The sequence below is a fragment of the Trinickia sp. genome, assembly GCF_051961175.1.
In the GTDB taxonomy this organism is placed as follows: domain Bacteria; phylum Pseudomonadota; class Gammaproteobacteria; order Burkholderiales; family Burkholderiaceae; genus Trinickia.
The window spans coordinates 22811-46566 of record NZ_JBQCDN010000438.1 but is presented as its reverse complement, the minus strand read 5'-3'; the positions used below and the strand labels follow the sequence as shown (position 1 = coordinate 46566).

The 23756-nt window shown below is 57.6% G+C and carries 18 protein-coding genes and 1 pseudogene; 9 read left to right on the top strand and 10 right to left on the bottom strand.

What is annotated here, in order from left to right:
• Positions 1-21 precede the first annotated feature (21 nt).
• Entirely contained in the window at positions 22-429 is a 408-nt protein-coding gene (locus tag ACTHL0_RS24915; protein ID WP_440569737.1) for a cupin domain-containing protein, read from the bottom strand.
• A 71-nt stretch (positions 430-500) separates the two neighbouring features.
• A complete protein-coding gene (locus tag ACTHL0_RS24910) occupies positions 501-980 on the bottom strand; it encodes a carboxymuconolactone decarboxylase family protein (RefSeq protein ID WP_440569736.1) in 480 nt (159 codons plus the stop codon).
• Positions 981-1535: 555 nt separating this feature from the next.
• Between ACTHL0_RS24910 and ACTHL0_RS24905 the strand changes: the two genes are divergently transcribed.
• From ACTHL0_RS24905 to ACTHL0_RS24890, 4 genes and pseudogenes are all read left to right on the top strand, one after another.
• Positions 1536-2537, top strand: a complete 1002-nt coding sequence (locus tag ACTHL0_RS24905) for a bestrophin family protein (protein ID WP_440569735.1) — start codon at positions 1536-1538, stop codon at positions 2535-2537.
• A gap of 44 nt (positions 2538-2581) precedes the next feature.
• Positions 2582-2986, top strand: a pseudogene (locus ACTHL0_RS24900) (molybdopterin-dependent oxidoreductase); the annotation flags it as partial.
• Positions 2987-3031: 45 nt separating this feature from the next.
• Positions 3032-3592 carry a hypothetical protein gene (locus ACTHL0_RS24895; protein WP_440569734.1) on the top strand — a complete coding sequence of 187 codons (561 nt, stop codon included), beginning with the start codon at positions 3032-3034 and terminating at the stop codon, positions 3590-3592.
• On the top strand, positions 3528-5624 hold the full coding sequence (locus tag ACTHL0_RS24890) for an acyltransferase family protein (RefSeq protein ID WP_440569733.1): 2097 nt from the start codon (positions 3528-3530) through the stop codon (positions 5622-5624). The genes ACTHL0_RS24895 and ACTHL0_RS24890 overlap by 65 nt, the downstream gene beginning before the upstream one ends.
• Positions 5625-5660: 36 nt before the next feature.
• Here the strand turns inward: ACTHL0_RS24890 and maiA are convergent, their stop codons facing one another.
• From maiA to ACTHL0_RS24855, 7 genes are read right to left on the bottom strand one after another with little or no spacing between them, the layout of a single operon-like run.
• Complete coding sequence (maiA, locus tag ACTHL0_RS24885; protein WP_440569732.1) at positions 5661-6305, bottom strand: maleylacetoacetate isomerase; 645 nt, start codon at positions 6303-6305, stop codon at positions 5661-5663.
• Between the two features lie 15 nt (positions 6306-6320).
• The gene (locus tag ACTHL0_RS24880; RefSeq protein WP_440569730.1) at positions 6321-7019 is read right to left on the bottom strand and encodes a fumarylacetoacetate hydrolase family protein; all 699 of its coding nucleotides are present in this window, start codon (positions 7017-7019) and stop codon (positions 6321-6323) included.
• A 44-nt stretch (positions 7020-7063) separates the two neighbouring features.
• Positions 7064-8110 (bottom strand): gentisate 1,2-dioxygenase, encoded by a 1047-nt coding sequence (gtdA, locus tag ACTHL0_RS24875; protein ID WP_440569729.1) that lies wholly within the window; start codon positions 8108-8110, stop codon positions 7064-7066.
• 16 nt (positions 8111-8126) lie between these two features.
• Positions 8127-8438: a non-heme iron oxygenase ferredoxin subunit gene (locus tag ACTHL0_RS24870; protein WP_440569728.1), complete on the bottom strand. Its 312-nt coding sequence runs from the start codon at positions 8436-8438 to the stop codon at positions 8127-8129.
• 8 nt (positions 8439-8446) lie between these two features.
• A complete protein-coding gene (locus tag ACTHL0_RS24865; protein ID WP_440569727.1) occupies positions 8447-8920 on the bottom strand; it encodes an aromatic-ring-hydroxylating dioxygenase subunit beta in 474 nt (157 codons plus the stop codon).
• Position 8921: 1 nt separating this feature from the next.
• A complete protein-coding gene (locus tag ACTHL0_RS24860) occupies positions 8922-10178 on the bottom strand; it encodes an aromatic ring-hydroxylating dioxygenase subunit alpha (protein WP_440569726.1) in 1257 nt (418 codons plus the stop codon).
• A 49-nt stretch (positions 10179-10227) separates the two neighbouring features.
• A complete protein-coding gene (locus tag ACTHL0_RS24855) occupies positions 10228-11214 on the bottom strand; it encodes a 2Fe-2S iron-sulfur cluster-binding protein (RefSeq protein ID WP_440569725.1) in 987 nt (328 codons plus the stop codon).
• A gap of 133 nt (positions 11215-11347) precedes the next feature.
• On the opposite strand from ACTHL0_RS24855, the gene ACTHL0_RS24850 reads away from it, so the two are divergent.
• The 5 genes from ACTHL0_RS24850 to ACTHL0_RS24830 all read left to right on the top strand — a co-directional run bounded on the left by ACTHL0_RS24850 (position 11348) and on the right by ACTHL0_RS24830 (position 18932).
• Positions 11348-12250, top strand: coding sequence for a LysR family transcriptional regulator (locus tag ACTHL0_RS24850; RefSeq protein WP_440569724.1), 903 nt, complete (start codon positions 11348-11350; stop codon positions 12248-12250).
• 177 nt (positions 12251-12427) lie between these two features.
• A complete protein-coding gene (locus ACTHL0_RS24845; RefSeq protein ID WP_440569723.1) occupies positions 12428-13768 on the top strand; it encodes an MFS transporter in 1341 nt (446 codons plus the stop codon).
• Positions 13769-13886: 118 nt separating this feature from the next.
• Positions 13887-15020, top strand: coding sequence for a porin (locus tag ACTHL0_RS24840; RefSeq protein WP_440569722.1), 1134 nt, complete (start codon positions 13887-13889; stop codon positions 15018-15020).
• Positions 15021-15373: 353 nt separating this feature from the next.
• Positions 15374-17392 carry a PAS domain-containing sensor histidine kinase gene (locus ACTHL0_RS24835; RefSeq protein WP_440569721.1) on the top strand — a complete coding sequence of 673 codons (2019 nt, stop codon included), beginning with the start codon at positions 15374-15376 and terminating at the stop codon, positions 17390-17392.
• A gap of 1057 nt (positions 17393-18449) precedes the next feature.
• Positions 18450-18932, top strand: a complete 483-nt coding sequence (locus ACTHL0_RS24830) for a hypothetical protein (protein WP_440569720.1) — start codon at positions 18450-18452, stop codon at positions 18930-18932.
• Between the two features lie 178 nt (positions 18933-19110).
• Here the strand turns inward: ACTHL0_RS24830 and ACTHL0_RS24825 are convergent, their stop codons facing one another.
• Entirely contained in the window at positions 19111-23751 is a 4641-nt protein-coding gene (locus ACTHL0_RS24825) for a YncE family protein (protein WP_440569719.1), read from the bottom strand.
• Positions 23752-23756: the final 5 nt, after the last annotated feature.

The window sequence follows — 23756 nt, the reverse complement described above, 5'->3', positions numbered from 1 at the left end:
TCGCTGCATGAGCGAACGTCCTTACTTCTCCGGCACGAGCACAGGCGCACCCTTGTCCTTCAGGAGAAGCACGATGAACTTCGCGGGTTGGGTCTGGCTGGCGTTGCGCCCGACCGTGTGTACGTCGTTCGGACCTTCATAGAAGGTCTGTCCAGGTGTCAGCGTGACTTCCTTGCCGCCCTTGACCTGCATCACGATCGATCCTTCCAGCACATAGATGAAGCCGTGTGCGTGATGCCGATGGACGGGATCGACGGCACCCGGCGGATAGGTCACGGTGATCATCAGTGCTTCCTTGCCGGGATAATCGTCGAGCGGCTTTGTCATCAGCGGGGTCACGGCGGCTTCGGGAGCCGCTGCGCGCGCCACGCCGATAAGCGCGCTGGCCGTGACGAGCACGGCGATTGCGGTGTTCTTCAGTCCAAGCATGATGTGCATTCCAAAAAGCGTGTCCCGCACGCGCGGAACGAAGACGAGGAGGCACCGAAGCATCGAACGGTTCAGGTGAGGTTCGCCTTGTCGAGGCCAAATGCCTTGTCGGCCGAACCCGGCACGGTCCTGAACGCGACGTTCGCGCGATTCCAAGCGTTGATGGCCATCACTTCGTACGTCAGGTCAGACAGCTCCTTCTCGGAGAACTGCGTACGCACGTGCTCGTAGATATCGTCGGGCACGCCAAGCTCGGCGACTTTGGTCAATGCTTCAGTCCATGCGAGTGCGGCGCGCTCGCGCGGCGCGAAGAGTGTCGATTCACGCCAGATTGCAAGATGATGGAGGCGCAGTTCGCGCTCGCCGTGCATGCGTGCTTCCTTTACGTGCATGTCGACACAAAAGCCACAGCCATTGATCTGCGATGCCCGGATCGAAACAAGATCGCGGATCGATTCTTCGATTGCGCTGTCCTTCAGCTGATTGCTGAATTCGAGGAGCTTCTTGAACAGCTCCGGCGATTGCTGAATGTAGTTGATACGCTGAGTCATTGATTTCTCCTTGCGGCGACGGTGAACACCCGCGCTTGGCGGATGTCGCTAGCGGCAATACGCCGCACGAAGTCATCGTAGGACGGCGCGGTGTAGCGCGGTAGATATGCAAACGGGATCACGGTGTTGCCCCATTGGCACCAATCAAAAACAATCTGGCGCTGCAGAGCCGGAGAAATATCCGTGTTCCGGTGTTGCGGTTGGCTACGGCGATACGCGCCAGCTTGTCGGGATGGCGCTGGATGAGACTACGGACGATGTGCGGCACCGGAATCGAACCTGGCCGCGAACATAGGTGAGTCTCGTCCTCGATAGAAGACCAGTATCGTGCGCCACCGTGTTTCCGATAAAACAACAATTACAACATGCTTGATCAACCGTGAGACACGAAGTGTGATGTAAAATTTTTTCAGATATGTCACAAAAACCGAGCGCGTAACGCCTAGGGGACGGCGCAGTCCGGTCAGTGCCAATCGAGCGCAGCAGGTAGCGCCGGGTGAGCACGTTGTCCACGCCCTTTTCATTACTCACCTGCGTTAGCCTGAGACACACAAAATGCACCTTGGAAAATCGTATAAGGTATCGGAGTTTTTGATCTGGACTCGCCGGCAAATCTACGGGCTTCTGATTTGCGGTTCCGTACCTGTTGTACTGTACAAGTTCTTCGCTGTTACATGGTTGTCGGTGCCTCTGACTATCGTGGTATTGCTCGGGACCGCGACGTCGTTTATCGTCGGCTTCAAAAACGTTCAAACATACAACCGGGCGACGGATGCTTTGGACGTCTGGATCGACATACTTGGCAAAAGCCGTCGCTGGGGCCAAATCGCACGCGATCTTATCGAAGACAAAGAGGTCTCCCGAAAATTGGTGTATCGACACCTTGCCTGGCTGACCGCGCTGCGATATGAGCTACGTCGCCCCCGTATCTGGGAAAGCGCCAGCAAGCATCACAATGCCGAATATCGCCGGTTTTATCGTGTGCCGGAGTGGGAAAGAGGCATTGACGAATTGTTGCCAGAATATTTGTCCTCCTCGGAAACAGCGCAAGCGCTCTCCTCCACTTCCATCGCAACATTCGTACTGAGCCTGCAAGGCACTTCGCTCAAGATGCTCCACGTGGCAGGGCACCTGAATTCGAGCTTCTACATGGAGCTTCAAAGGGCGATCGGAGACTTCATTGACCTTCAATCAAGATCGGAAGGCTTCAAGAATTTCCCCTATCCACGTCAATATGCAACGGTCAGTTCGCTATTCGTGAGGTTTTTTTGTTTGCTTTTCCCATTCGGGCTGCTTCAAGAATTCGACAAACTGAATGATGGCGTGAGTGGTTTCATGCACGGCAACATGGTGTGGCTAGTGGTGCCATGCAGTGTCGCAGTATCGTGGATGTACACGTCTCTCGAACAGGTCGGAGAAAGCACGGAGAATCCATTTGAAGGCGGCGCAAACGATGTTCCCATTTCAACGCTGTGCGGCATCATCGAGCGTGATCTGAAAGCGATGCTCGGGGAACATGCCGGCGATCCATCGAGCCAGGCGATTATTGCACTGTAGAAAGTCCAGTGCCTTTGGCTGGTATCGCCCCCAATAAACACAGCGCAAGGACGCTGGACGAATTGCATGCGCTGCCGCAGGAAAGTCAGGTCACGCGACATATCTGCATCGAAGGTTGGAGCGCAATCGGTAAGTGGGGCGGCGTGCGTTTCGCGTATTTCCTCGCTCGCACCGGTGCGGACACCCGCGCGAAGTATGTCGCCTTCCACTGCGCGGACAACTACTCGACGAGCATTGATATGCCGACAGCTCTTCCTGCTCAGACGCTGCTCACGCTCACCTACGACGGCCAGGTCCTGCCGCCAAAATATGGTTTTCCGATGAAACTGCGCATGCCGACGAAGCTCGGCTACAAGAATCCCAAGCATATCGTCGGCATCACCGTCACCAATGAGTACCCGGGCGGTTACTGGGAGAACCAGGGTTACAACTGGTTCGGCGGCTCTTGAATCCTCCCTCATACCTATACACGTTCGCCACTACAAGGAGCATCCATGTCGATTCGAATCAAGCTGGCCGTCACTGCACTCACGCTCTCGCTCGCATCCGTGGCGTTGGCGCAGACGCCTGCGAAGCCGTCCCGCATCCGAGGCGAAATCGTCTCGCTCGGCGGCGACACGCTCACCGTGCATCGCCGCAGCGGCGATACGGTCAAGATCGCCGTGAAGGCCGACACACCCGTTACCGCGCTGAGGAACATCAAGCTTCAGGACATCAAACCGGGCTCGTTCGTGGGCACGGCCGCGATGACCGGCGTCGACGGCAAACTCACCGCGACCGAAGTGCTGGTGTTTCCGGAATCCGCTCGCGGCATGGGCGAAGGCCACTATGCGTGGGACATGGGCTCCAACAGTTCCATGACCAACGCGAACGTCGATGAAGTCGTGCAAAGCACCCATGGCCGCGACCTCAAGCTCTCCTATCCGCCAACCAGATCGTTTAAACTTCGCCCTTTTTCCGCTGATTCGCGAAGTGCTCCAAAGATCGCCTATGTCGACAGCCTCTATAACAAATCAAACACTAGACCAACACCCGAAATATCGATCAGACATTGACGGCCTTCGCGCCATTGCCGTGCTTGTCGTGGTGCTCTGTCATGCCCGGTTTTCCGGGTTCTCGGGAGGCTTCGTGGGTGTCGATGTCTTCTTCGTCATATCCGGCTTCGTGGTAGCGTCGTCGATCGCACGGGAACTGGACGCCGGAACGTTCTCATTCGGGAGATTTTATATCCGCCGCGCGCGTCGACTTGCGCCAGCGCTGTTCCTGATGCTCGCCAGCGTTCTCGTATTTTCCATTTTGTTCCGTGCCCCAAGCGACGCGTACGAAGTGGCGAAGGCCATCGGCTACAACACCCTCTTGGCGTCGAACATTTACCTATCCAAAGGGTGGAGTTATTTTGCGGCGCAGGCGGAAGACCAACCTCTTCTACATACCTGGTCTCTCTCTGTCGAGGAGCAGTTCTATCTCGTCTTTCCACTGGTCTTGCGATTTTTGCTGGGCCGCGGCCGAGCAACGGCACGGATCGCACTCGCACTGTTGCTTGTCGCGTCAGTCGTCGTTTCCGAGGTCCACGTCCGCAACGCGTCGGCAGGCAGCTACTACCTCTTCCAGAATCGTGCGTTCGAGTTGCTGATCGGTGTCCTACTCGCGTTGGTGCCGGCTGGAACGCGCCGGGATGCGTATAAATGGATGCTGGACGCTGTGTTTCTCTGCGGCATCGCTCTGTTGTCCTGGTGCGTCTGGTCGTTCGACGCCCATACACCGTTTCCTGGCTGGCGCGCCCTTCTTCCTTGCGCCGCAGCCGCAGCCGTGATCGTGAGCGGCGAAAATGCACGCCTATCGCGAGTGTTGCTGGCAAACAAAGCCGCCGTCAGCCTCGGCAAGCTTTCGTACTCGATCTATCTTTGGCATTGGCCCATCTTCTTTGCGCTGCACACTTTTGGCCTCAGCAAGCCAGTCGACTACGCCGTCGGAATCGTTGTTTCGGTGTGCCTGTCAGCGCTTAGCTACGTATTGGTGGAAAAGCCATTGCGCTACGCACCGACGTCAAAGCGCAAAAGCGCGATCAAATTCATGGTCGCCCCGATTCTGTTTTCGGGTACGGTCTTCGCCGTGGGCAAGACGACAGACGGCTTCATTTTCGCTTACCCGAATGCAATCAAAACTGACTATGCGCTGGCCGGGCGTGGCGTTTTCGACCTTCCGCGCGCGAAGAAGTGCTTTGCGCAAACCGACGCGACCAGCGCGTCCGATTGTTCGGTCGGCGCTCTACAATCCGACAACAAAGCGGCGTTATGGGGTGATTCGCACGCGTACCAATTGATCGACTTTTTCGATCGACTCGGCAAGAAGTACAACCTCTCGATTCACGACTTCGGGTTCCCGATGTGCCCGCCAATCGAAACGATGCCGGCGCTACCGGGTAACAAGTCGCTGATGGTCCCACACCTGAGTTGCGCAGCACACGACAAGGCCGCGATGGCCTATCTGCTCGCGCATCCTGAGGTGAAAACTGTTTTTATGGACGCTGTCTGGCAGATTTACTCGAATGGCGAGCCTCGTGCAGATGCTGTTCCGCAAGGACATGGTTTCATGCCTCGGGAAATCGACGAGGCCTTGGCCAACACAATCGCAAAGCTCGAGCAGGCCGGCAAGCGCGTGATCGTACTTGACGATGTACCGAGCACCCCCGTGGAACTGACCAACTGCGAGTTCTACAGAGATGGCTGGCTTCGGACCCGTAAGCAAGATTGCGAATATCCAACATCTGCGGCGCAGGCGGATCACCAACCCGCATCGCAGATTCTGTCGAGGCTGACGGCGAAGTTTCCGAATATTCCAGTCGTTCATACGTACGATGTGCTGTGTAGCCCCACCGTCTGCAAAATGGACCTGAACGGGGCCCCGCTGTACCGCTACGGCGACAACGGTCACCTTGGCATAGCAGGAAGCCAACTGTATTTCGACGAGTATGAAAGGAAACATCCCGGCGAGCTGGCGGCGATATTTTCTCCCCGCGGCTCGGGCTCGGATTACGCGGCGCAACACATCGTCGTGGAAAAAGATGGCGTGAAGCCGCCGATGTAAGCGGCCCGCCTCACGCCATCACAAACGTCCACGAGGTTACGACGCAATGAAGTCAGGCTGCGAGCTGGGCTGAGCGGCAACGAAGGCCGGCTGCCCGTTCGCATGCCGATACACAGCCCAACTCAGCGGATAGTCATCCAAATCGCAGCCCATTCTCGCCGCATTCGCCATCTGCGGCACGAGGCAACAATCCGCGAGCGTCGGCGCATCGCCGAAGCACCACGGCCCGTTTCCATACTGGGCAAGCAGCCGCTCCACCCCGGCCATCCCCTCGGCAACCCAATGCTTGTACCACGCGCTCTTCTGTTCCGGCGTAACGTTTAACGTGTTCTCAAGGTACCGAAGCACGCGAAGATTGTTGATCGGATGGATATCGCATGAAATCAGGTACGACAGCTCAAGTACGCGAGCGCGAAGGTCGGGATCGGCCGGCAGCAGCTTCGGGTTCGGAAACCGCGTATCGAGCCAGTCGATGATGGCCAGGGACTGCCCGAGGCGAAAATCGCCATCCACGAGCGCCGGCACAGCCCCGAATGGGTTGATGCGGTCGATGTAGCCGGCCTCGCGATGCGCGCCGGTGCGAATATTCACCGGCACATAGTCGAACGGCAAGCCTTTGAGCCCCAGCACAATTCTCGTGCGGTAGGACGTCGAGCTGTTGAAGAAGTTATAGAGTTGCATAGCGGGCCCCACCGATCAAACCACCCGCACACGCAGTTCGCCCAGCCGTTCGATGCCCACCACCATGAGATCGCCGGCCGTGACCGGGCCCACGCCTTCCGGCGTACCCGTGTAAATCACATCGCCAGGTTCGAGGCGGAAAAACTTCGATAGATCGGCGATCGTTTCGGCAACGCTCCAGATCAGATGCGATACATCACTCTTCTGTTTCGTTTCGCCGTTCACCGTCAACCATATCGGCGCGCTTTCAAAGTGCCCGGCGTCGCACGCGCGATGAATCGGACCGATGGGCGCCGAACGGTCGAATGCCTTGCCGATTTCCCACGGGCGCCCCATCTCGCGCATCTTCATCTGCAAATCGCGACGCGTCATGTCGAGGCCAACGGCATAGCCGTATACATAGTCAAGCGCCTGCTCTACCGGAACGTCGAAGCCCGACTTGCCGATTACGACAACGAGTTCCGCTTCATAGTGGTAGTTCGACGTCTGTGACGGGTACGCAAGCTCGAGCGTTTGACCGTCCGCGACCGGCACGATCGCATCGGCGGGCTTGCAGAAAAAGAATGGCGGTTCGCGATCGGGATCGAATCCCATCTCGCGCGCGTGCGCCGCATAGTTCCGGCCAACACAATACACGCGGCGCACCGCGACTTGCTCGTCGCTTCCTGCGACTGCCATGGCGACCGGCGCCTCGGGAGGGAATGCAAACGTCATGAAAAAAATTCCTTTTTGATCGATCTGTTGGGTGGGTTGCGTGATTACAGCCGCGCCTCGCGCAATAGGTTCAATGCCGACAGCACCGGCCGGTCCGAGTAGCTGAACAATACGCAGTCGCTGTTCGCGCTAAGACTGACCGGTTGCCAGGACGGCACGACAAACACGTCGTGCGCATCAAATTCGAACACTTTTCCGCCGATCCGCGCGACACCGCTGCCTTCAACCGCGCAATAGACCGTCGCATCGGTGCTGCGGTACGGCTTACCGACAAAGCCGGCTGGCAGGAACTGCATGAATGTGGCGATCGTCGGCATCGGCCAACCGCCCGTCATCGGATTGACATAGCGAAGCTTCACGCCGTCGCACTCGTCGAGATCGCCGTTCCGATAGAGTTCGTCGAGCGCCGCACGGCTGCGCTCAAAGGGATAGCTGAAAACCGGCGAGGTGGGATCGGTGACACGGTGCCGAACCGGCGCCATGTTGCATCCGAATCGCGCGTAGCTATCGCCTTCGGGGCGCAGCACAGGCTGTGTCAGCTCCGGGTAGGTTTCCGCAAAGCCTGCATCGAGATGCCCTATCAAAGGAATATCGAGGCCGTCGAGCCAAACGACGGGCTCTCCCCCGTCATCGAAGGTCGGATTCCCGTGGTCGTGCCACGTCCACGACGGTGTGATGATGAAATCCCCCGGACGCATCGTCGTTCGCTCGCCGTTGACGGCGGTCCATGCTCCGTGCCCCTCCACGATGAATCGCAACGCCGATTGCGTATGGCGATGGCTCGGTGCGATTTCGCCAGGCAAGATCAACTGCAATCCGGCATACAGCGTGGAAGTAATGCTCGACTTTCCTGGCAGTCCGGGGTTTTCGAGTACCAGGACGCGCCGTACCGCTTCCTCGGCACTGATCAGTGTCCCGGCTTCCATCACGAGATCGCGAATCTCAGCGTACTTCCAGATCGCAGCAACGGCCTGCGGTGTCGGCGCCTTTGGGACAAGGCTATGCAGCGATTCCCAAAGCGGCGACAGGCCGCGCGTTTCCAGTTGCCGATAGTAAGCCGCGCGCTGCTCCCCCAACCTCCGATCAGTCATAGGAGTCTCCTGATTTCTATAATGCGACGAAGACGAAACCGTCCTCGATCTTCACGGGATAGGTGCGAATATCCGTCGTCAACGGCTCGCACATTGCCTTCCCGGACCGAACATCGAATTTGCCTTGGTGCAGCGGGCACTCGATCTCATGCCCGTCCAGAAATCCATCGCAGAGCCGAGCGTGGCCGTGCGTACAGATGTTGTCGGTTGCGAACACCTTTCCCTCGACACCATAGATTGCCAATTCCTGGCCGGCCGCACTCACTGCCGTCACGTCGTCCGTCGGCACCGCGGACAACTCAATGACTTTCATCCATTGAACTTCCATGACTCACCTTAGATGGGATAGATGATCGAGTTCGCGATCATTTCGCTATCGAAAACGCAGACTTTCGATTCGAACTTAAGGCCAGCCGGCGTTCGACGAATCGTGTCGAGGTAACGTCCCACATTGAATACAGTGGGCAGTTCGTCGGGCTTCGTCCTGAACACGGCGTAGTTGGCCTCCGTTTCGATGCGCCCCTGTTCGACACACAGAATGCGCGGCACACCTATGACGTGGCGCTGGTAGTACGGATCATGAAAGATCGTCTCGGTGATCCCGTATACGCGGTCTTTCAACATGCCCTTGCTCTCGAACGCGAGCGTCGCCAGCGGCAAGCCCCGATCAAAATTCTCGCGAGGCTGGATCTTGTATGTGCATACGTCCGAAAAGAATTCCGGCCACTTGTCCCATTCGTTGTTGTCGATGACAGCAGCGTAATCGGCATAGAGCGCAAGCACTTCCTGATAGGTCTCGAAATCGAGCATGTCAAACCTCCATCACGCGGCGCCAGTAGTCGTACATGCCGCGTATCAGCGTTTCCGTCACCATGTGGTCGGTATTGGCCACCTCACGACCGCCCAACTCCGCGATCGTTCGATGGAACGGCTTCTGTTCGAAGCCTTCTTGCGAGAACTCGATGACTTCGCCGTCGTCGGCCGACACGAATCCCGCCGGACCGAAAAGATTGGCCTGGCGCAGGCGCCGACGCGTCATTTCATCGCTATCGTCCTCGAATCCGAAATGCGTCCAGACAAAGTCGAACGAACCGTTCCCGTTCGGCTGAATGTGGCGTGTGGAGACCGAATTGACCTGCTGTTGAATGATCACGCTCGGAAAGACGGTCATCATCACAGCCGTGGGATCGCCCCACCACGGTTCGTGCACGACGTCCAAAAACCGATCGTCGTTCAGTGTCATCCTGTCCTTGAAACTCGTTACGCCGCTCGTGACTTCGCTCTTGCCGCCCGCGCCGCGCGTCGAAATCATCGCGGCATGGCGAAACTGATCGTCCATCTTCAGCTCGGACTTGTTATCCGCGCGCCAGAGACCGAACGTGACGAACCAGGTATGAAGCAAGCCTGGGTGATAGGGATCCTTGATGTTCTCCTGCATCAGTTTCCAGTTGCCGGGAATACGCTGCCGGTTGTAGCCGAGAATCTTCAGCTTCCGGCCGTTGAACACGCGGTCGAAATACGCGAGGATGGTCGGCCCCAGATACACTTCGAGCGATGGAAGATCGTAGTCGAACGATGCGAAGATCACACCGTTTCGGCAAGCGACGTTCAGCTTCGTCAGGCCATGCTCCTTCGGATCGAAATCGGCCGGCATGCCGCCGTTCACTTTGCCGTCAGCCTTGATGCCCCGGCGGAACGGAACACCGACGAGGTTCCCCTTCAGGTCGTAATTCCACTGATGGTACGGGCACGTGAAGTCCTTTCGGTTGCCGAATTTCTCGCGGCAAAAGCGCACGCCGCGATGGGCGCAGACGTTTTCGACGACGGCGATCTCACCGTCTTGGGTGCGCGTAACGATCACCGAGCGCTCGCCGACAACCGTGCGCTTGAAATCGCCCGGGTTCGGGATCTCGGCTTCGAGCCCGACGTAGCACCAATGATTCGAATAGAAAAAGCGATCGAGTTCGCGTCGATACGTGGCATCATCCGTGTACGTCCAGAACGGGATGCGACTCGAACCCGCCTCCTTCCAGCTCGGCCGCACGAAAGTAACGGGCGCCTCACTCATGATTCGTCTCCTGATATTAAAACTTCAAAAGCTTCGTGAATGGCCGTGATCAAACACCGCTCGCATAGAATGCATCGGCGTATACGTGTTCCGCTTGAATCCCTTTTTGACGAAGCAGGATCGTCGAGGCATCGACCATCGCAGGTGCACCCGCCACGTAGGCACGCCAGCCTTTCAAGCTGTCCCAGTCGTGCTTGACCGCATCGGTGACGACACCCATTCGGTACGGCCCAGGCTCGTTCGACGAAGTGACGACCACATGAACGTTCAGATTCGGCAACCGCGCCTTGACCTCGTCGAGCCATTCGATGCCGTAGATGTCTCGCGGCGAGCGCACGCCGAAGTACAGATGCACGGGATAGGCGGCCCCTTGATCGGCCATCCCGCGAAGGATCGACAGGATCGGCGCGAGCCCGGTGCCGCCGGCGATACAGATGACGGGATCGGACGTCTTCGTTCGCAGATAGGCGGTACCCAGCGGTCCGCTCAACCGAACGGCATCGCCTACCTTCAATTGCGTTGCCACATACGACGTGACGCGCCCGCCCGGCACCAAACGGATGTGAAACTCCGCTTCGCTTGCGCCCGCGGTCACTGCCATCGAATACGGCCGAACCAGCTCCGGAGCGAATTGCACAGAAGCATACTGACCTGGAGAAAACGCAAACGGCTTGGATAGCGCGAGCCGCACACGCTTGATGTCATGCGTCAGATCCTCGATACCGGCAACCGTCGCTTTGATGATCTTCGACGGATGGACGACGATCTCGTCGACCTCGGGAATCTCGATCACGCAATCTTCCACCAGCGTCGCCTGACAAGCGAGTACCGACTGTCCATCGGTGGCCGGGCGGTTCGTCTCCGCTGCGCCTGTCAGCAGCACGTTGCCGGACACGATCCGGCAACGACACGTACCGCATCGTCCGGCCATGCAGCTGTACGAGATCGGAACCTCGTGATGGCGCAAGGCCTCCAGCAAGTTGTCGCCCGATCGTACGTCGAGCGTTCTTTGCAGCGGCAGAATAGACACTTCCATGGACCTGCGTCTCCTGAGCATTCAACTTATGGGCGGATGATGCACTCCACCACGCTATTGATAAATAGAAATACGTTGATATCGCACATCACCCGAAGTGATAATGCGACCAAAGAAACGGAGGAGACTACGTATGGAACTGAAGGACATCGACCTGAACCTGCTGGTCGTATTCAATGAGCTGCTGCGCCAGCGCCGCGTGTCATCGGTCGCGGCCACGCTCGGCATTTCTCAGCCGGCGATCAGCAATGCGCTCAACCGGCTCAGGAAAGTACTCGGCGATGATCTGTTTTTACGCACGTCCAAGGGAATGACGCCCACGCCATTTGCCGAAGCGCTCGCGGAATCGGTCGGATACGCGCTCGGTACCCTGCACGATGCGCTGAACGTGAAGGCGGGTTTCGATCCCGCATCGGTCACGCGGGCATTCACTGTGGCCATGACCGACATCGGCGAGATCTACTTTCTGCCGAACCTCATGAAGCGCTTGGCCAAGGCCGCGCCCGGTGTGTCGATCAGCACCGTGCGCAATCAATCGGACGCCCTGCGCGATGAAATGGAGCGCGGCAACGTCGATCTGGCAATCGGGTTCCTGCCCGATCTGAAATCGGGTTTCTTTCAGCGGCGCCTCTTTCGTCAGAAGTATGTGTGCCTGTTCCGTAAGGGGCACCCTCTCGCTAAAACGGGCATGACGATGAAAGCGTTCCTGGAATCGGAGCACGTATCGATCGTTGCCGAAGGAACGGGCCATGGGATGGTCGATTCCGCGATTCAGCGCGCGGGACACCAGCGCAACGTGCACTTGCGCGTGCCGCACTTCGTTGCGGTCGGCCACATCCTGCAGACGACCGATCTCGTCGCGGTCGTGCCGGAAGCCTATGCAGTGCGCACGCTTGCGCCGTTCGATCTGATCAGTGCGCCTTGCCCGTTGAAGATCCCCGATATCACCATCAACGTGCTATGGCATGCGCGCAATCACCGGGAACCCGGCAATCAATGGCTTCGGCAGTTGGTGTTCGACGAGTTTTCGATCTAGGACTTTCCCTAGGCGCTCTGTGCTCCGTACCGGACATTCACTTACCGGAGGCCGGGGGCGCACCAAAATAACCTGTGTGAATCATGCGCATTCACGCACCCGCGTAGACGCGCCAGCGGCAACTCGGCAACCTTCGTGACACTGATAAGACAGCAACGATGATCACGGAGACGAAACATGACCCGCCCCGAAGGCACGCTCGAGATTCGCGACTGGCTCGATCGCCAACGCATTTCCCTCTTTCAATGGACCGTATTGCTGTTGTGTTTCGCTGTTGTTGCGGTGGACGGATTCGATACCGCCTGTGTCGGATTCATTGCCCCTGCGCTGAGCCGGGAATGGCATCTTCACCCGGCGGCCCTCGGTGTTCTCTTCGGGTCGGGTCTCATCGGGTTGATGGTCGGCGCGCTAGTGTTCGGCCCGCTTGCCGACAGAATCGGGCGGCGTAGAACCCTCCTCGCGACGGTCGCGTTCTTCGGCGTAGCGAGCCTTTTTACCGCGTACGCTCCGAATATCTCCGTACTGATCGCGTTACGCTTCGTCACCGGCCTCGGCCTGGGCGGCGCCATGCCGAACGCGATCGCCATGACGTCGGAGTATTGCCCCGAACGAAAGAAGTCCTTTCTGACCACCGTCATGTTCTGCGGCTTCACGCTGGGCTCCGGCTTCGGTGGCGTCGCCGCCGCGCAACTCGTGCCTTCGCATGGCTGGCGCAGCATCTTGCTGCTCGGGGGCGCGCTACCGTTGCTGCTGGTTCCGATCCTGTTCATGGCGTTGCCGGAGTCGGTGCGCTATCTCGTGCTGCGAAAGAATGTACGCGCCGAATACATCGCACACATTCTGAAGAGGATCGCCCCGCTCCCCGTCCCGGCGCCGGTGCAATTCACGCTCGACGAAACCGTTCAAAATGGGTCGCCCGTTCGACAGCTTTTCACGTCCGGCTATCGCTCCGGAACGGTGCTGCTCTGGATCGTTTTCTTCATGAGCCTGCTGATCGTGTACTTGCTGACGAACTGGTTGCCGACGATCGTCCATAGCTCCGGCATGCCGCTCTCGATCGCGTCGGAAGTGGCTGTGATGTATCAGGTGGGCGGCACCATCGGCGCATTGGTTATCGGCCGCTTAATGGACAAGGCGAATCCGACGGTAGTGCTGGCCTCCTCCTACGGGTTCGGCGCGCTCTTTCTCGTTGCGACCGGCACGGCGACAGGTACGTTGCTGGCGGCCACGATCATGGGTGTCGGCTTCTGTATCAGCGGATCGCAAATCGGCGCCAATGCCTATGTGGCTCGATACTACCCGACGTCCAGCCGCGTGACCGGCATCAGTTGGGCGCTGGGAATCGGCCGGCTCGGGTCGGTCGTCGGCGCGCTTGTGGGCGGCGCATTGCTCTCCGCCAATATCAGCTTCCCCGTGCTCTTTGCGATCGTCGCGGTACCGGCAGTCATTGCCTCGCTTTCGATCTTTGCCTGTGGGCGACAAGCGCCTCGCACGGCCTTGATCCGGGCCTGCTCATAACCTTCTTACAACGTTGAAATCATGTATCAACCGGCAGTCGCGTAGCGCTTTTCTTTTAGGTAGTAATCCTAAATATAACGAGAGCGAAACGCTCCATCAAGAACGGAGTTTGGAGACAATGAAGTTATCGATATGGATCGCCGCTGGACTTGCCGCGTCCAGCGCCTCGGCGTTCGCCCAAAGCAGCGTCACGTTGTACGGCATCATCGACACGGGCATTGAATATGTGTCGCATAGCAATACTGCCGGCGACAGCTTGATCCGCATGCCCGGCAATACGGGCGAATTGCCGTCTCGATGGGGACTGAGAGGTGTCGAAGATCTCGGGGGCGGGCTGAAAACCGTCTTCCAGCTCGAAAGCGGTTTCAATCCCAGAGCGGGCGACATGGGGCAAGGCAGCCGGCTGTTCGGCCGGCAAGCATGGGTTGGCCTCGAGGGTCCGTGGGGTACCGTGTCGTTCGGGCGCCAGTACACGATGACGTTCTGGGGTTTGGCGGATTCCGATATCCTCGGCCCCGACATCTACGGCAGCGCGTCGCTCGACGCGTATATCCCCAATTCGCGCAGCGATAACACCGTGGCCTACAAGGGCATGTTCCATGGGTTGACGCTCGGCGCAACGTACTCTTTCGGACGCGACTCCGCCGGAACCGGTAACTCGCCGGGTCAAGGCACCTGTGCAGGCCAGGTAGCCGGGCATGCCAGCCAGTGCCGCCAATGGAGCGCGTTAATCAAGTACGACGCAAAGGCATTCGGCGTTTCAGCCGCGTATGACGAACAACGCGGCGGCTCGGGAGCCGCGGCCAACTTCTTCAACGGCATCGCGCCCTTTGCGCTGACGAACGAGGGAGATAAAGACACGCGCATGCAATTGAGCGGATATGGAACACTCGGTCCGGTCAAGCTCGGCGCCGGCTGGATCGGGCGTCATGTGGAGACGGTTTCGCCTGCGGTGCCGGATGTCCGCTCCAATCTCTTTTTCGCCGGCGCATCGTATCGCGCCACGCCCGCCGTCCTTATCGATGGTGAAGCGTTCCGGATCATCAACAGGGAGCAGGACACTCGCGCAACCATGGCCACGTTACGAGGTACCTACCTCTTATCCAAAGCCACTGCGGTCTATCTGCAGACGTCTTACTTGTGGAACAGCGCGCGTGCGCATTACAGCTTGAGTTCGGGCGGCGGCGGTACGACGCCGGCCGCGGGGACAGGCCAGTTGGGCGTCATGGCAGGCATTCGGCACATGTTTTGAGTGAGCGTGTCATTGCCGGCCGCACGCAGTGCGGCCGGCGACTGTCACACGCGGGCCTGCCGTTCCCTCGGCAGCAGGCCACCTTCCCCCACCCGGCCCGGCGGCCAGCCGCATGACGGGGCGCCACTACCAAATTGCGAGCGCTTGACTATACTTCATACGAACTGACCGCTTCGGTCTAGTTTTCCCAGACTTTGTACGCGCAGCCGAGGGGTTGACATACGTCCTCCGATTTTTGCGCCTCGTCTTGCAGCACCGGTCTTGCGCCTAAGCGAATCGTCATCGACGAAGATCGGTGAGCGCGGATGAGATTCGCTCCAAGGACACGTCAACCCTGCTATCGGCGGGAGGTCATGGACGCTATCGCGACATTGTTCACCTCGGCGGGATTCGTGCCGCACGGCTATTGCCTTCAGTGGTCGCCAGGGCTGATCTGGACTTACGTGGGCTCCGACGCGGTGATCGCGTTGTCGTATTACTCGATCCCAATTGCGCTCTGGACTTTCGCGCGCCGGCGTGTCGAGTTGCCGTTCAGTTGGCTGTTTCTTATGTTCGCCGTCTTCATCCTCGCGTGCGGGACGACGCATTTGATGGCCATTCTGGATATCTGGCAACCCGTGTACTGGCTCGATGCCGGGGTCAAATCGATCACCGCCATCGCCTCGATCGCTACCGCTGCCGTCATTTGGCCCTTGGTGCCGAAGGCGCTCGCCTTGCCGAGCCCGAAACAATTGGAAGCAGCCAACAAGAGCCTGCTACACGAGATCGCCGCCCGTCGCGAGACCGAAGAACAATTGCAAGCGCTCAACAGCGAATTGGAGCAGCGGGTCGCGCAACGCACAGCCGAACTCGCCAATTTGGCCGAAACGCTCCGGCGCAAAAGTGAGCAAGTCGAGTTGGCCTTGCAGTCGTTGCGAGACAGTGAAACGCGAACTCGACTGATCGTCGATACGGCGCTCGACGCCGTGATCACGATGGATCGCGCCGGCCGCGTGCTTGGGTGGAATCGACAGGCGGCGGCCACGTTCGGCTGGCAAGCCGATGAGGCGATTGGGCGCTCGCTCGGCGAACTGATCGTGCCGCCCTCCCATCGCGAGGCCCATAAGCAGGGGCTGCAGCGATACTTGGAAACCGGCGAAGCGAAGCTGCTGCATCGACGGTTCGAATCGACTGCGATACACCGCGACGGCCATGAATTTCCCATCGAAATCGCCATCACGCCAATCGGCACGGGTACGCATCAGTACTTCAGCGGCTTTCTGCGCAACATTACCGAACGGAAGGAAACGGAGCGAGCGTTGTCCGAAAGCGAGAAGCGCTTTCGCGCCACCTTCGAACAAGCGGCGGTCGGCATCGCGCATGTCGGTCCGGACGGCCATTGGCTGCGCATGAATCAGAAACTATGCGACATCGTGGGGTATACACGCGAGGAATTGCTCTCTCGGACCTTCCAGGACATCACGCACCCCGACGATTTGGACGCCGATCTCGCGCTCTTGAACGAAATGCTGCGCGGGCAGATCGATACCTACACGATGGAAAAGCGCTATCTGCGCAAAGACGGCAGCGAGATCTGGATCGCGCTGACCGTGGCGCTGATGCGCGACGACGCCGGCAAGCCCGACTATTTCATTTCCGTGATCGCGGACATTGCCGAAAGAAAGCGCGCGGAGGAAGCCCTGAACGTTTCACGCGAGGAACTGCGGCGCTTGTCCGCCCATATTCTTCACGTCCGCGAGGAAGAAAAAGCCCGCATCGCTCGGGAATTGCATGACGACTTCGCGCAACAGCTGACCGCGCTGAAGATGGCAATCACACGAGTGGAGCAAAGAATCCCGAAAGAGCCGAAGCTGTCGAGCCGGCGGGATCACACCCATGCCGCGTCGGAATTGATCGACAAGCTCATCCACTCGGTACGGGAAATCGCGGCGGACCTGCGTCCCGCCATGCTCGACGATCTCGGTCTGGGGCCGGCAATCGACTGGTTGACCACCGAATTCTCGAGGCGCTACCCGGTGCGCGTGATTCGCCACCTCGACCTGCAAACGATCACCTTCAGTCGATCGAGCCGGATCGAGGTCTTCAGGATCGTCCAGGAGGCGCTGTCGAACGTCGCACGCCATTCCGGCGCGACGGAAGTCGTGCTCGATATCACGCGCCACGAATCGAACTGCGTCGTGCGAATCGCCGATAACGGCCGCGGCGCCGAGCGCGGCACGCGCCCTGGCCGGCAATCGTTCGGCCTGCTCGGGATGCGCGAGCGCGCGGCGCGCTTAGGCGGGGATATTCAAATTCAAACGTCTCCGGGAGCCGGGTTCTCGCTCACCGCTACGCTGCCGCTCGCGGCGATTGAGACGCAGGCGGTGCAGTAGAAGAGTAGATATAGGATCGATAACTAATCGAGAAATTTGCGACGGAGCCCTGTAAGTATTGATAGCGCGGCTCAAAGAATTGCCTCGTATGCTGGTCCTCAGCGACGCTCCATGTGCCGGCGGAAAGCCCACTCAGATCATCGTCGCCATTCAACGGCGCACGCCGACTCGGACGACACTGTCCCGTATCGGCGCCATTGCCAATCAACATACCGAGGCCAACTCTAATGAACGGTAAAAAATTTGCGATGCTCTTGCTGACAGCTCTATCGGCAGCACCGATCCTCGCGGCCGCTGATGATGCATCCGGCTCTGACGCCCCAATCATAGTCAAGGAATTGGTCGACAAAGCACCGTCTCACTTTGGGGCGTGCCTCAGTACCGCACGAGCACGATGCTCGGAAGATGCCCGGGGATGGCCTCCGAGTAAGACTTGCGATGTCGTCAAGTACCAAGGGGTGACGTATTGGCCCATGTCATTCGACGACAACCGTTATGCGATCCTGGCTGCAGGCGTCCCAGAAACGAGCGCACTGACCGACGTAGTACCGACCAAAGTAGCTTATGCAGCTGGGACACGCTATATTTGGAAAGTCGAGGTGGATCAACACAAAAAAACGGTCACGTTCTGGGGGCAGGGTAATTCCAGCGCGTCCCTTTCTTGGGATCAGCTAAAGAATGCCCCGAGTGTGCCTGACTGCCAACCCACTGCACCGAAAAATTAAATCGGATTGAATTCGACTCAGCTGCCCGCCGTGAAGGCGGACAGCGCGTGCTCAATGTGGGTTGAATACCCCCTCGGTGTCTCGCCTCGCGACGCCGGTTAGCTCGTTCGCCACCGCATGCGCAACCTCGCAACACGCGCGACGGAACACCTGTAAGAATTCATAGCGCGGCGCAAAGAGTTGGCTCGTATGCTTGTCCCCAGCGACGTTCCATGTGCCGGCCGAAAGCCCACTCAGATCATCGTCGCCATTCAACGGCGCACGCCGACTCGACGATGCAGTCCCCTGTCGGCGCTCGTTCCGTTGCTGACCAACATACCGAGCCAACTCTAATGAACGGTAAGAAACTTACGGTGATCCTGATGGCAGCCCTGTCGGCAGGACCCATCCTCGCCGCCGCTAATAACGCACCTACCGATGACCCTGTCGTAGTAAAGGAATCGGTCGACAAAGCACCCGCTCGTTTTCTGGCGTGCCGCAGTACTGTACTAGTCGAATGTTTGACCGACTCGACCTCAACCGCACTGAGTCAAACCTGCGATGTCGTCAAGTACCAAGGGTTCACCTATTGGCCCATGGTATTCCGCGACAACCGGTATGCGATCGTGGCTTCCGGTCGTGTTGATGACAGCAATCAAGCTAAAAACGTCTACGTTCCCGGCACGCGCTATATTTGGAAAGTCGATGTGAATAAAGACAACCACACTGTCACATTCTTTGGGCAGGGCAAAACCAGCGCGTCCATTTCTTGGGAGCAATTGCGCAAGGCCACCGGTGTCATTGACTGCCCGCCTGAGGCTGCACCGAAAGACTAAATCGGATTAGCCTCGCCCCGCTGTCTCCCATAAGGTCGGACAGCGGGTCGGACAGCGCTTCTCCGGTCGGAGCTGACTAGCGCTTCCGTGGCGACGCCGGTCAGCTCATTCACCCCCTCGCAACCACATCGCGTTCGCTGTGGTTGCGAGCCGAAGGAACCGCACTGCTAACGTGCAGTCATTGTTTTCGATTATTAACAAAAAACACTGCACCTACCTGCACACCAGTCATCTCAAATCCATCTTGAGTTTTGAATTTTACTAGGCATCGCCCCCCTCTCAGACCAAGATGCATTAACATATTACGATAATCGCTCGCCAAGGCGATATTCACTTGAACAAACTTCGATGCACTTGTCAGAACCTCCCCATCCGGACATTTACACCAGTATTGGAGTGCGACATCTCCCAAATCGCTAGGCCAAGACACCAGCTCCGTTTCCGACCCATCCGTGTTATCTTCACCAACGGTAGTTGGATTAGATGAGTGGAACCACCCGTTCTGCTTCTGCTCCTGCAACTTCCATTTCAGCGTGGACCCGGCGGGAACATTAGTCCACTTGAGGCCGAAATACGATTCCCCGCCAGCCTTCACGCCCTGTGCGGCGACAACGTCCGTATATACCCCTGCGCTCATCTGAATATCGCTCGTATTACACCATGCCATGTTTCTCTGATTCGCAACAAACTTAATAAGATCATCAAATGAATCGAACGGATCGGGAAATAAATCTAAGTTAGGGGGATCATAGACAGGAGGATCAACACCGAGGTCGGAGTTACTGACCCATGCCACCAAACAGTAGTGAGACGCAAGATTAGAATCCGGCACCCAATTAAGAGGCGGATCAGTATATATGATCTCACCAGTCTCACTGGAATACACGTCCACCCAATTTTGCTTCACATCAGCTCCATACGTCAATTGCTTCGCCTTCCACTTCTTCGGCACGCAAACCACCGATGCAGGACAGGCGTAGACGTAAATTCTCGAGTATTGCGTTTTCTGCTGCTGCGTGCTATCGGCGCTATTTACACCGCGAATATATACTGTGTTATATTTGTTTAAACCTATCTCCGTAGTGTCGTAATACGTATCGTAGTTCTCCAACTTACCAAGCAAGGTCGCATCCAGCGTATCAGTAGGTCCAACTGCAATAATATCCGGAGAATGCGACGATCCCGCCCCATTATATTTTTCAGCCGTATCACCGACACAGCTGCGCAAGAAAATGCCCTTATAACTTTGCCCATCCCTTTGTGAAATTTTGCTCTCCCGATGGGAAGGTTTTGGCAGAAGCTGATCGAATATCGATATACACGACCCTATTACGTTTGCGACATACACAGCCGAACTATCTGGAGTCACAGATATGGCAAACGGATAAATGGCATCCGGGTTCCGTATCGCAATCGATTCGATTTCCTGCATCGAAGAAGTCGAGAAAACATGAATGAGGCGCATATTCCCATCAACCCCGAAAATTCGAGCCCCGTCCGATGATATATCAGTGCTCGTGATCTGCATATTTTTCTGACCAGGAAATGCAACGGTCGACATGGTGTCGGCTTCCACATCGAACCGTCCGATTGCGAACCGGTTCGGTTGTCCGTTGCCAGGCGCATCGTTCATCCAGACATAAATTTCACGATCATCCGGACTTATATTCATGGAAAGAGGAGTAAACGGACAAGAATGGGTACTCGACATGGAGTAGCCAGCTGCGCCTCCCGAGACAACTTTCATTTCTCTCGAATTAGCATTCGTGACGAACACCTTCGTCCCATCCGAAATCGAAACCACACGGCATCCAGGGCTATTTGCATCCTGAAAGAGCGGGACTGGCTTGCCATAGGACAAATCGTTACTATCGATATCGCAAGTAACCACAGCCAAGGAATAGTTATCTCCATCGCAAAATACGACGAACACCATGTTCGAGAACGGAGAAATCGTTGCCGAGACGGCCTGGGCGGTGCTGGAGTCGGTAAATGGCGTTTGCTTCACAATCCCGAACTTGTCGTCTAATACATACAATAAGTTGTCGCCATAAACGGTCGCGATCGCCTTGTTTTTACTGTAGTCTGGCCAAAAATGAAATGTCGTGAACGACATCGTGTCGTTCGCGCTCCCGTGCGTCCCGCTCTTGCGATCATAGAGCCATAGGCCAGGCGAAGACGTATTTCCGCCTCGAGCATTTTGGAAAGACACGACGTAATCATTGCCAGCGACGATGTTGGTTGCGCCGTCCGCGGAGGGGGCAGTCCCAGCCTCCTTGAACGTTTTGGCTTTCCAGACGGTCAAAGTGGCGTCGTCGTTACCTACGACGATTGCGCAGCCGTCGCTCGCAACGCTGATCGCGTTTGGCTTCGCCCCGTTGTCTCGCCCTTCCTCGACCACCTTGCAGAAGTCATAACCCACAAAAGCGTTGAGCAGACCGATTTTTTTATCAGCATGCATGCCGATATACGCGTACGCCCCATTGTTGCTCACGGCCAAACTGCTCGGCACGTGGTCCAACGCAATATATTGCGCGTTTCCGTCGGCGAACGTCTCGATGTTCAGTGGAGCCGAGTATAGGAATCCGCTCCCTTGGCACGCGACGAGAAGCGTAGAGAAATCGTGACCGGCGATTGCGATATCGGCAGGCAAATCGCCTTTCCCGAAAAGGATCGTTTGCACGTTTTGGTAGCCACTGCTCTGCTTATCATGGCCGACGAGATAAACGCATGCGCTAAACCCCTGCTTGGCAGGACATAAGACGAACGCTTGCGCGCCTGAAGGTAAAACGGCCAAAGCGGTAACTGGCCCCGCGTCGAATGTGACGGTTGTACGTGTCGAGTAGATGTCGTTGTTCGGTTTCGCGATATCGAGTGCGCCCGTCTGCTTGCCGTTCACCGCGACGAATGCTGTGCCGTCTTGAGAGACTCGCACTGCGGTGGGCTTCCCTGACAAGGTAACATCGCCACTCTTAGTGAATGTGTACGCGTTGGTGCGGGAATCAATGGCGACAGCGAAGACCGACAACATGGGGCTGTCCCCCCCGACAGCCACGAACAGAAACTGTCCGTCGTTCGAGAATGCCACGGCGGCTGGCTGATCGCTGACCGACACGGTCGTATATGCGGTGTTGGAGATGGTTTCCAGGATGTGCACGTCATCGTCGTTTTCGATCGCCACCGCGCACAGATTCGCCGTGGGCGACAAGGCAACAGAACAGGGCGCCCCACTCAAAGGCACGGTTTGTGACTGAAGATCGAACGCCGAGATCACCTCGTGGCGCGCGAGCCGCAACGGCACTTTGTTCTTCGCTGGCGTAATGGTGTACATCTGCGGCTGGTCTGCCTGCTCGAATACGAGGCCGTCGCCTTGATAGGGGCCTTGCTGCCCAAACGATTTCGCGCTGGAAGTGAGCCAGACGCCGTCATTTGTGTCGACGGTCCAGTCGAGCACGACTTCATGCGGAAAGTCTTGGTAATGGATGAACTGTGGGTTGGCGATCATCGAATTGATCGCGGGGAAGATTTCAACCCAAACATTGTCCGAGGCGTAGTTCCCCCTCGAGGCGCCAATCGCTTCCAAAGTAAACTGACGGGTGCGCTCGATTTTCGTGCTGTAGTCGCTTCGACCCGTTACATCGAGGCCGCCGCCATCCCACGTTAGCTTCAACTGATCGCCCATGGCATTCCACTTCACATCCACCGACGCAACCCGCTCCCCGTCCACCTTTTCGAGCGTGGCCGGATTCGGCGTAGCGTTAAGCCGATGCACGTAGACGTGACGTTCTTTCCAAAGCAGGAGCGGCTTGAACGCACCATCGTCGTATAGGGTCCCGTTCGGCCCTTTTACTCCGCTATAAGTCACGAGCATCAACGTCGAGCCGCCGCCGTATGGCGTCACGATGTTGCTGATCGTGATGTCGATTGTGGTAGTACTCGTGAACAAGGATCCTGATGGTGGCGTCAGGATCCAAGCGGGATCCTGCGAATCGGGGGACGGCGTCATGACCGTCCAGCCTGTCGGCGCCGTCACAACGAAGTGCACCGCACGCGCAACTGTCGTCAGGGCGCCATAGCCGTAGGAATCGCCTGCGTGGCTCGGGTAAACGAAGTTGATTGCAAAGTAGGTGTCCGCATCCGCGTATACCTCCGGGTCGGACTCGATCGGCGACAACGTCAACGTCAGCGTATTTTTGACCTTGGGGTAATCGGGAATCGTCTGCACGACCGTATTGCCTTGGGGCAATCCGGCCGCGATCACCGTTGTCAAATCCGCATGCGATTTCGGCGGGCGCTCGAGCGCGACTTGGCTCGCATACGAGTACGGTAAGGTACCCGTCGACACCGAGCCCGCTCGAAAGAAGTCCATATACACCTTCGCGCTGCCCATCTCCGGCGGTAGCTCGCTCGGCGTCAGATTGCTCAGCGTGAATACGATGTTACCGCCAGGACTGATACTCGTCTCGCGTGTCGGCGCCAGGCAGATCATCGCTGTATCGGCAAATACTTTCCACGTCCATCCATCGAGAGAAACCGCAATCTGCGACAGCTCCGATTGGGCCAAGTTGAGTTGGCTTACTTTCAGATAGAACAGCGAACCTGAAGCGCTATCCGCCTCTGTCTCCGCAACGGGCGTTCCAGGGCTCAGCCCGATCGCTTCTTCCGTATTGTTCGAAATCGTAAGCGACAGCACGTTAAGGCTCGCGTCCTGGGTCGGCATGTAAATCACGTCGACGTTCTCGTCCTTCTTTGCGATCGCGCTCGCGTTCGAAATCTCAAAGGTAATCTGCGGCTCGGGAAGGAAGGCTGATGACTTCATTTTTG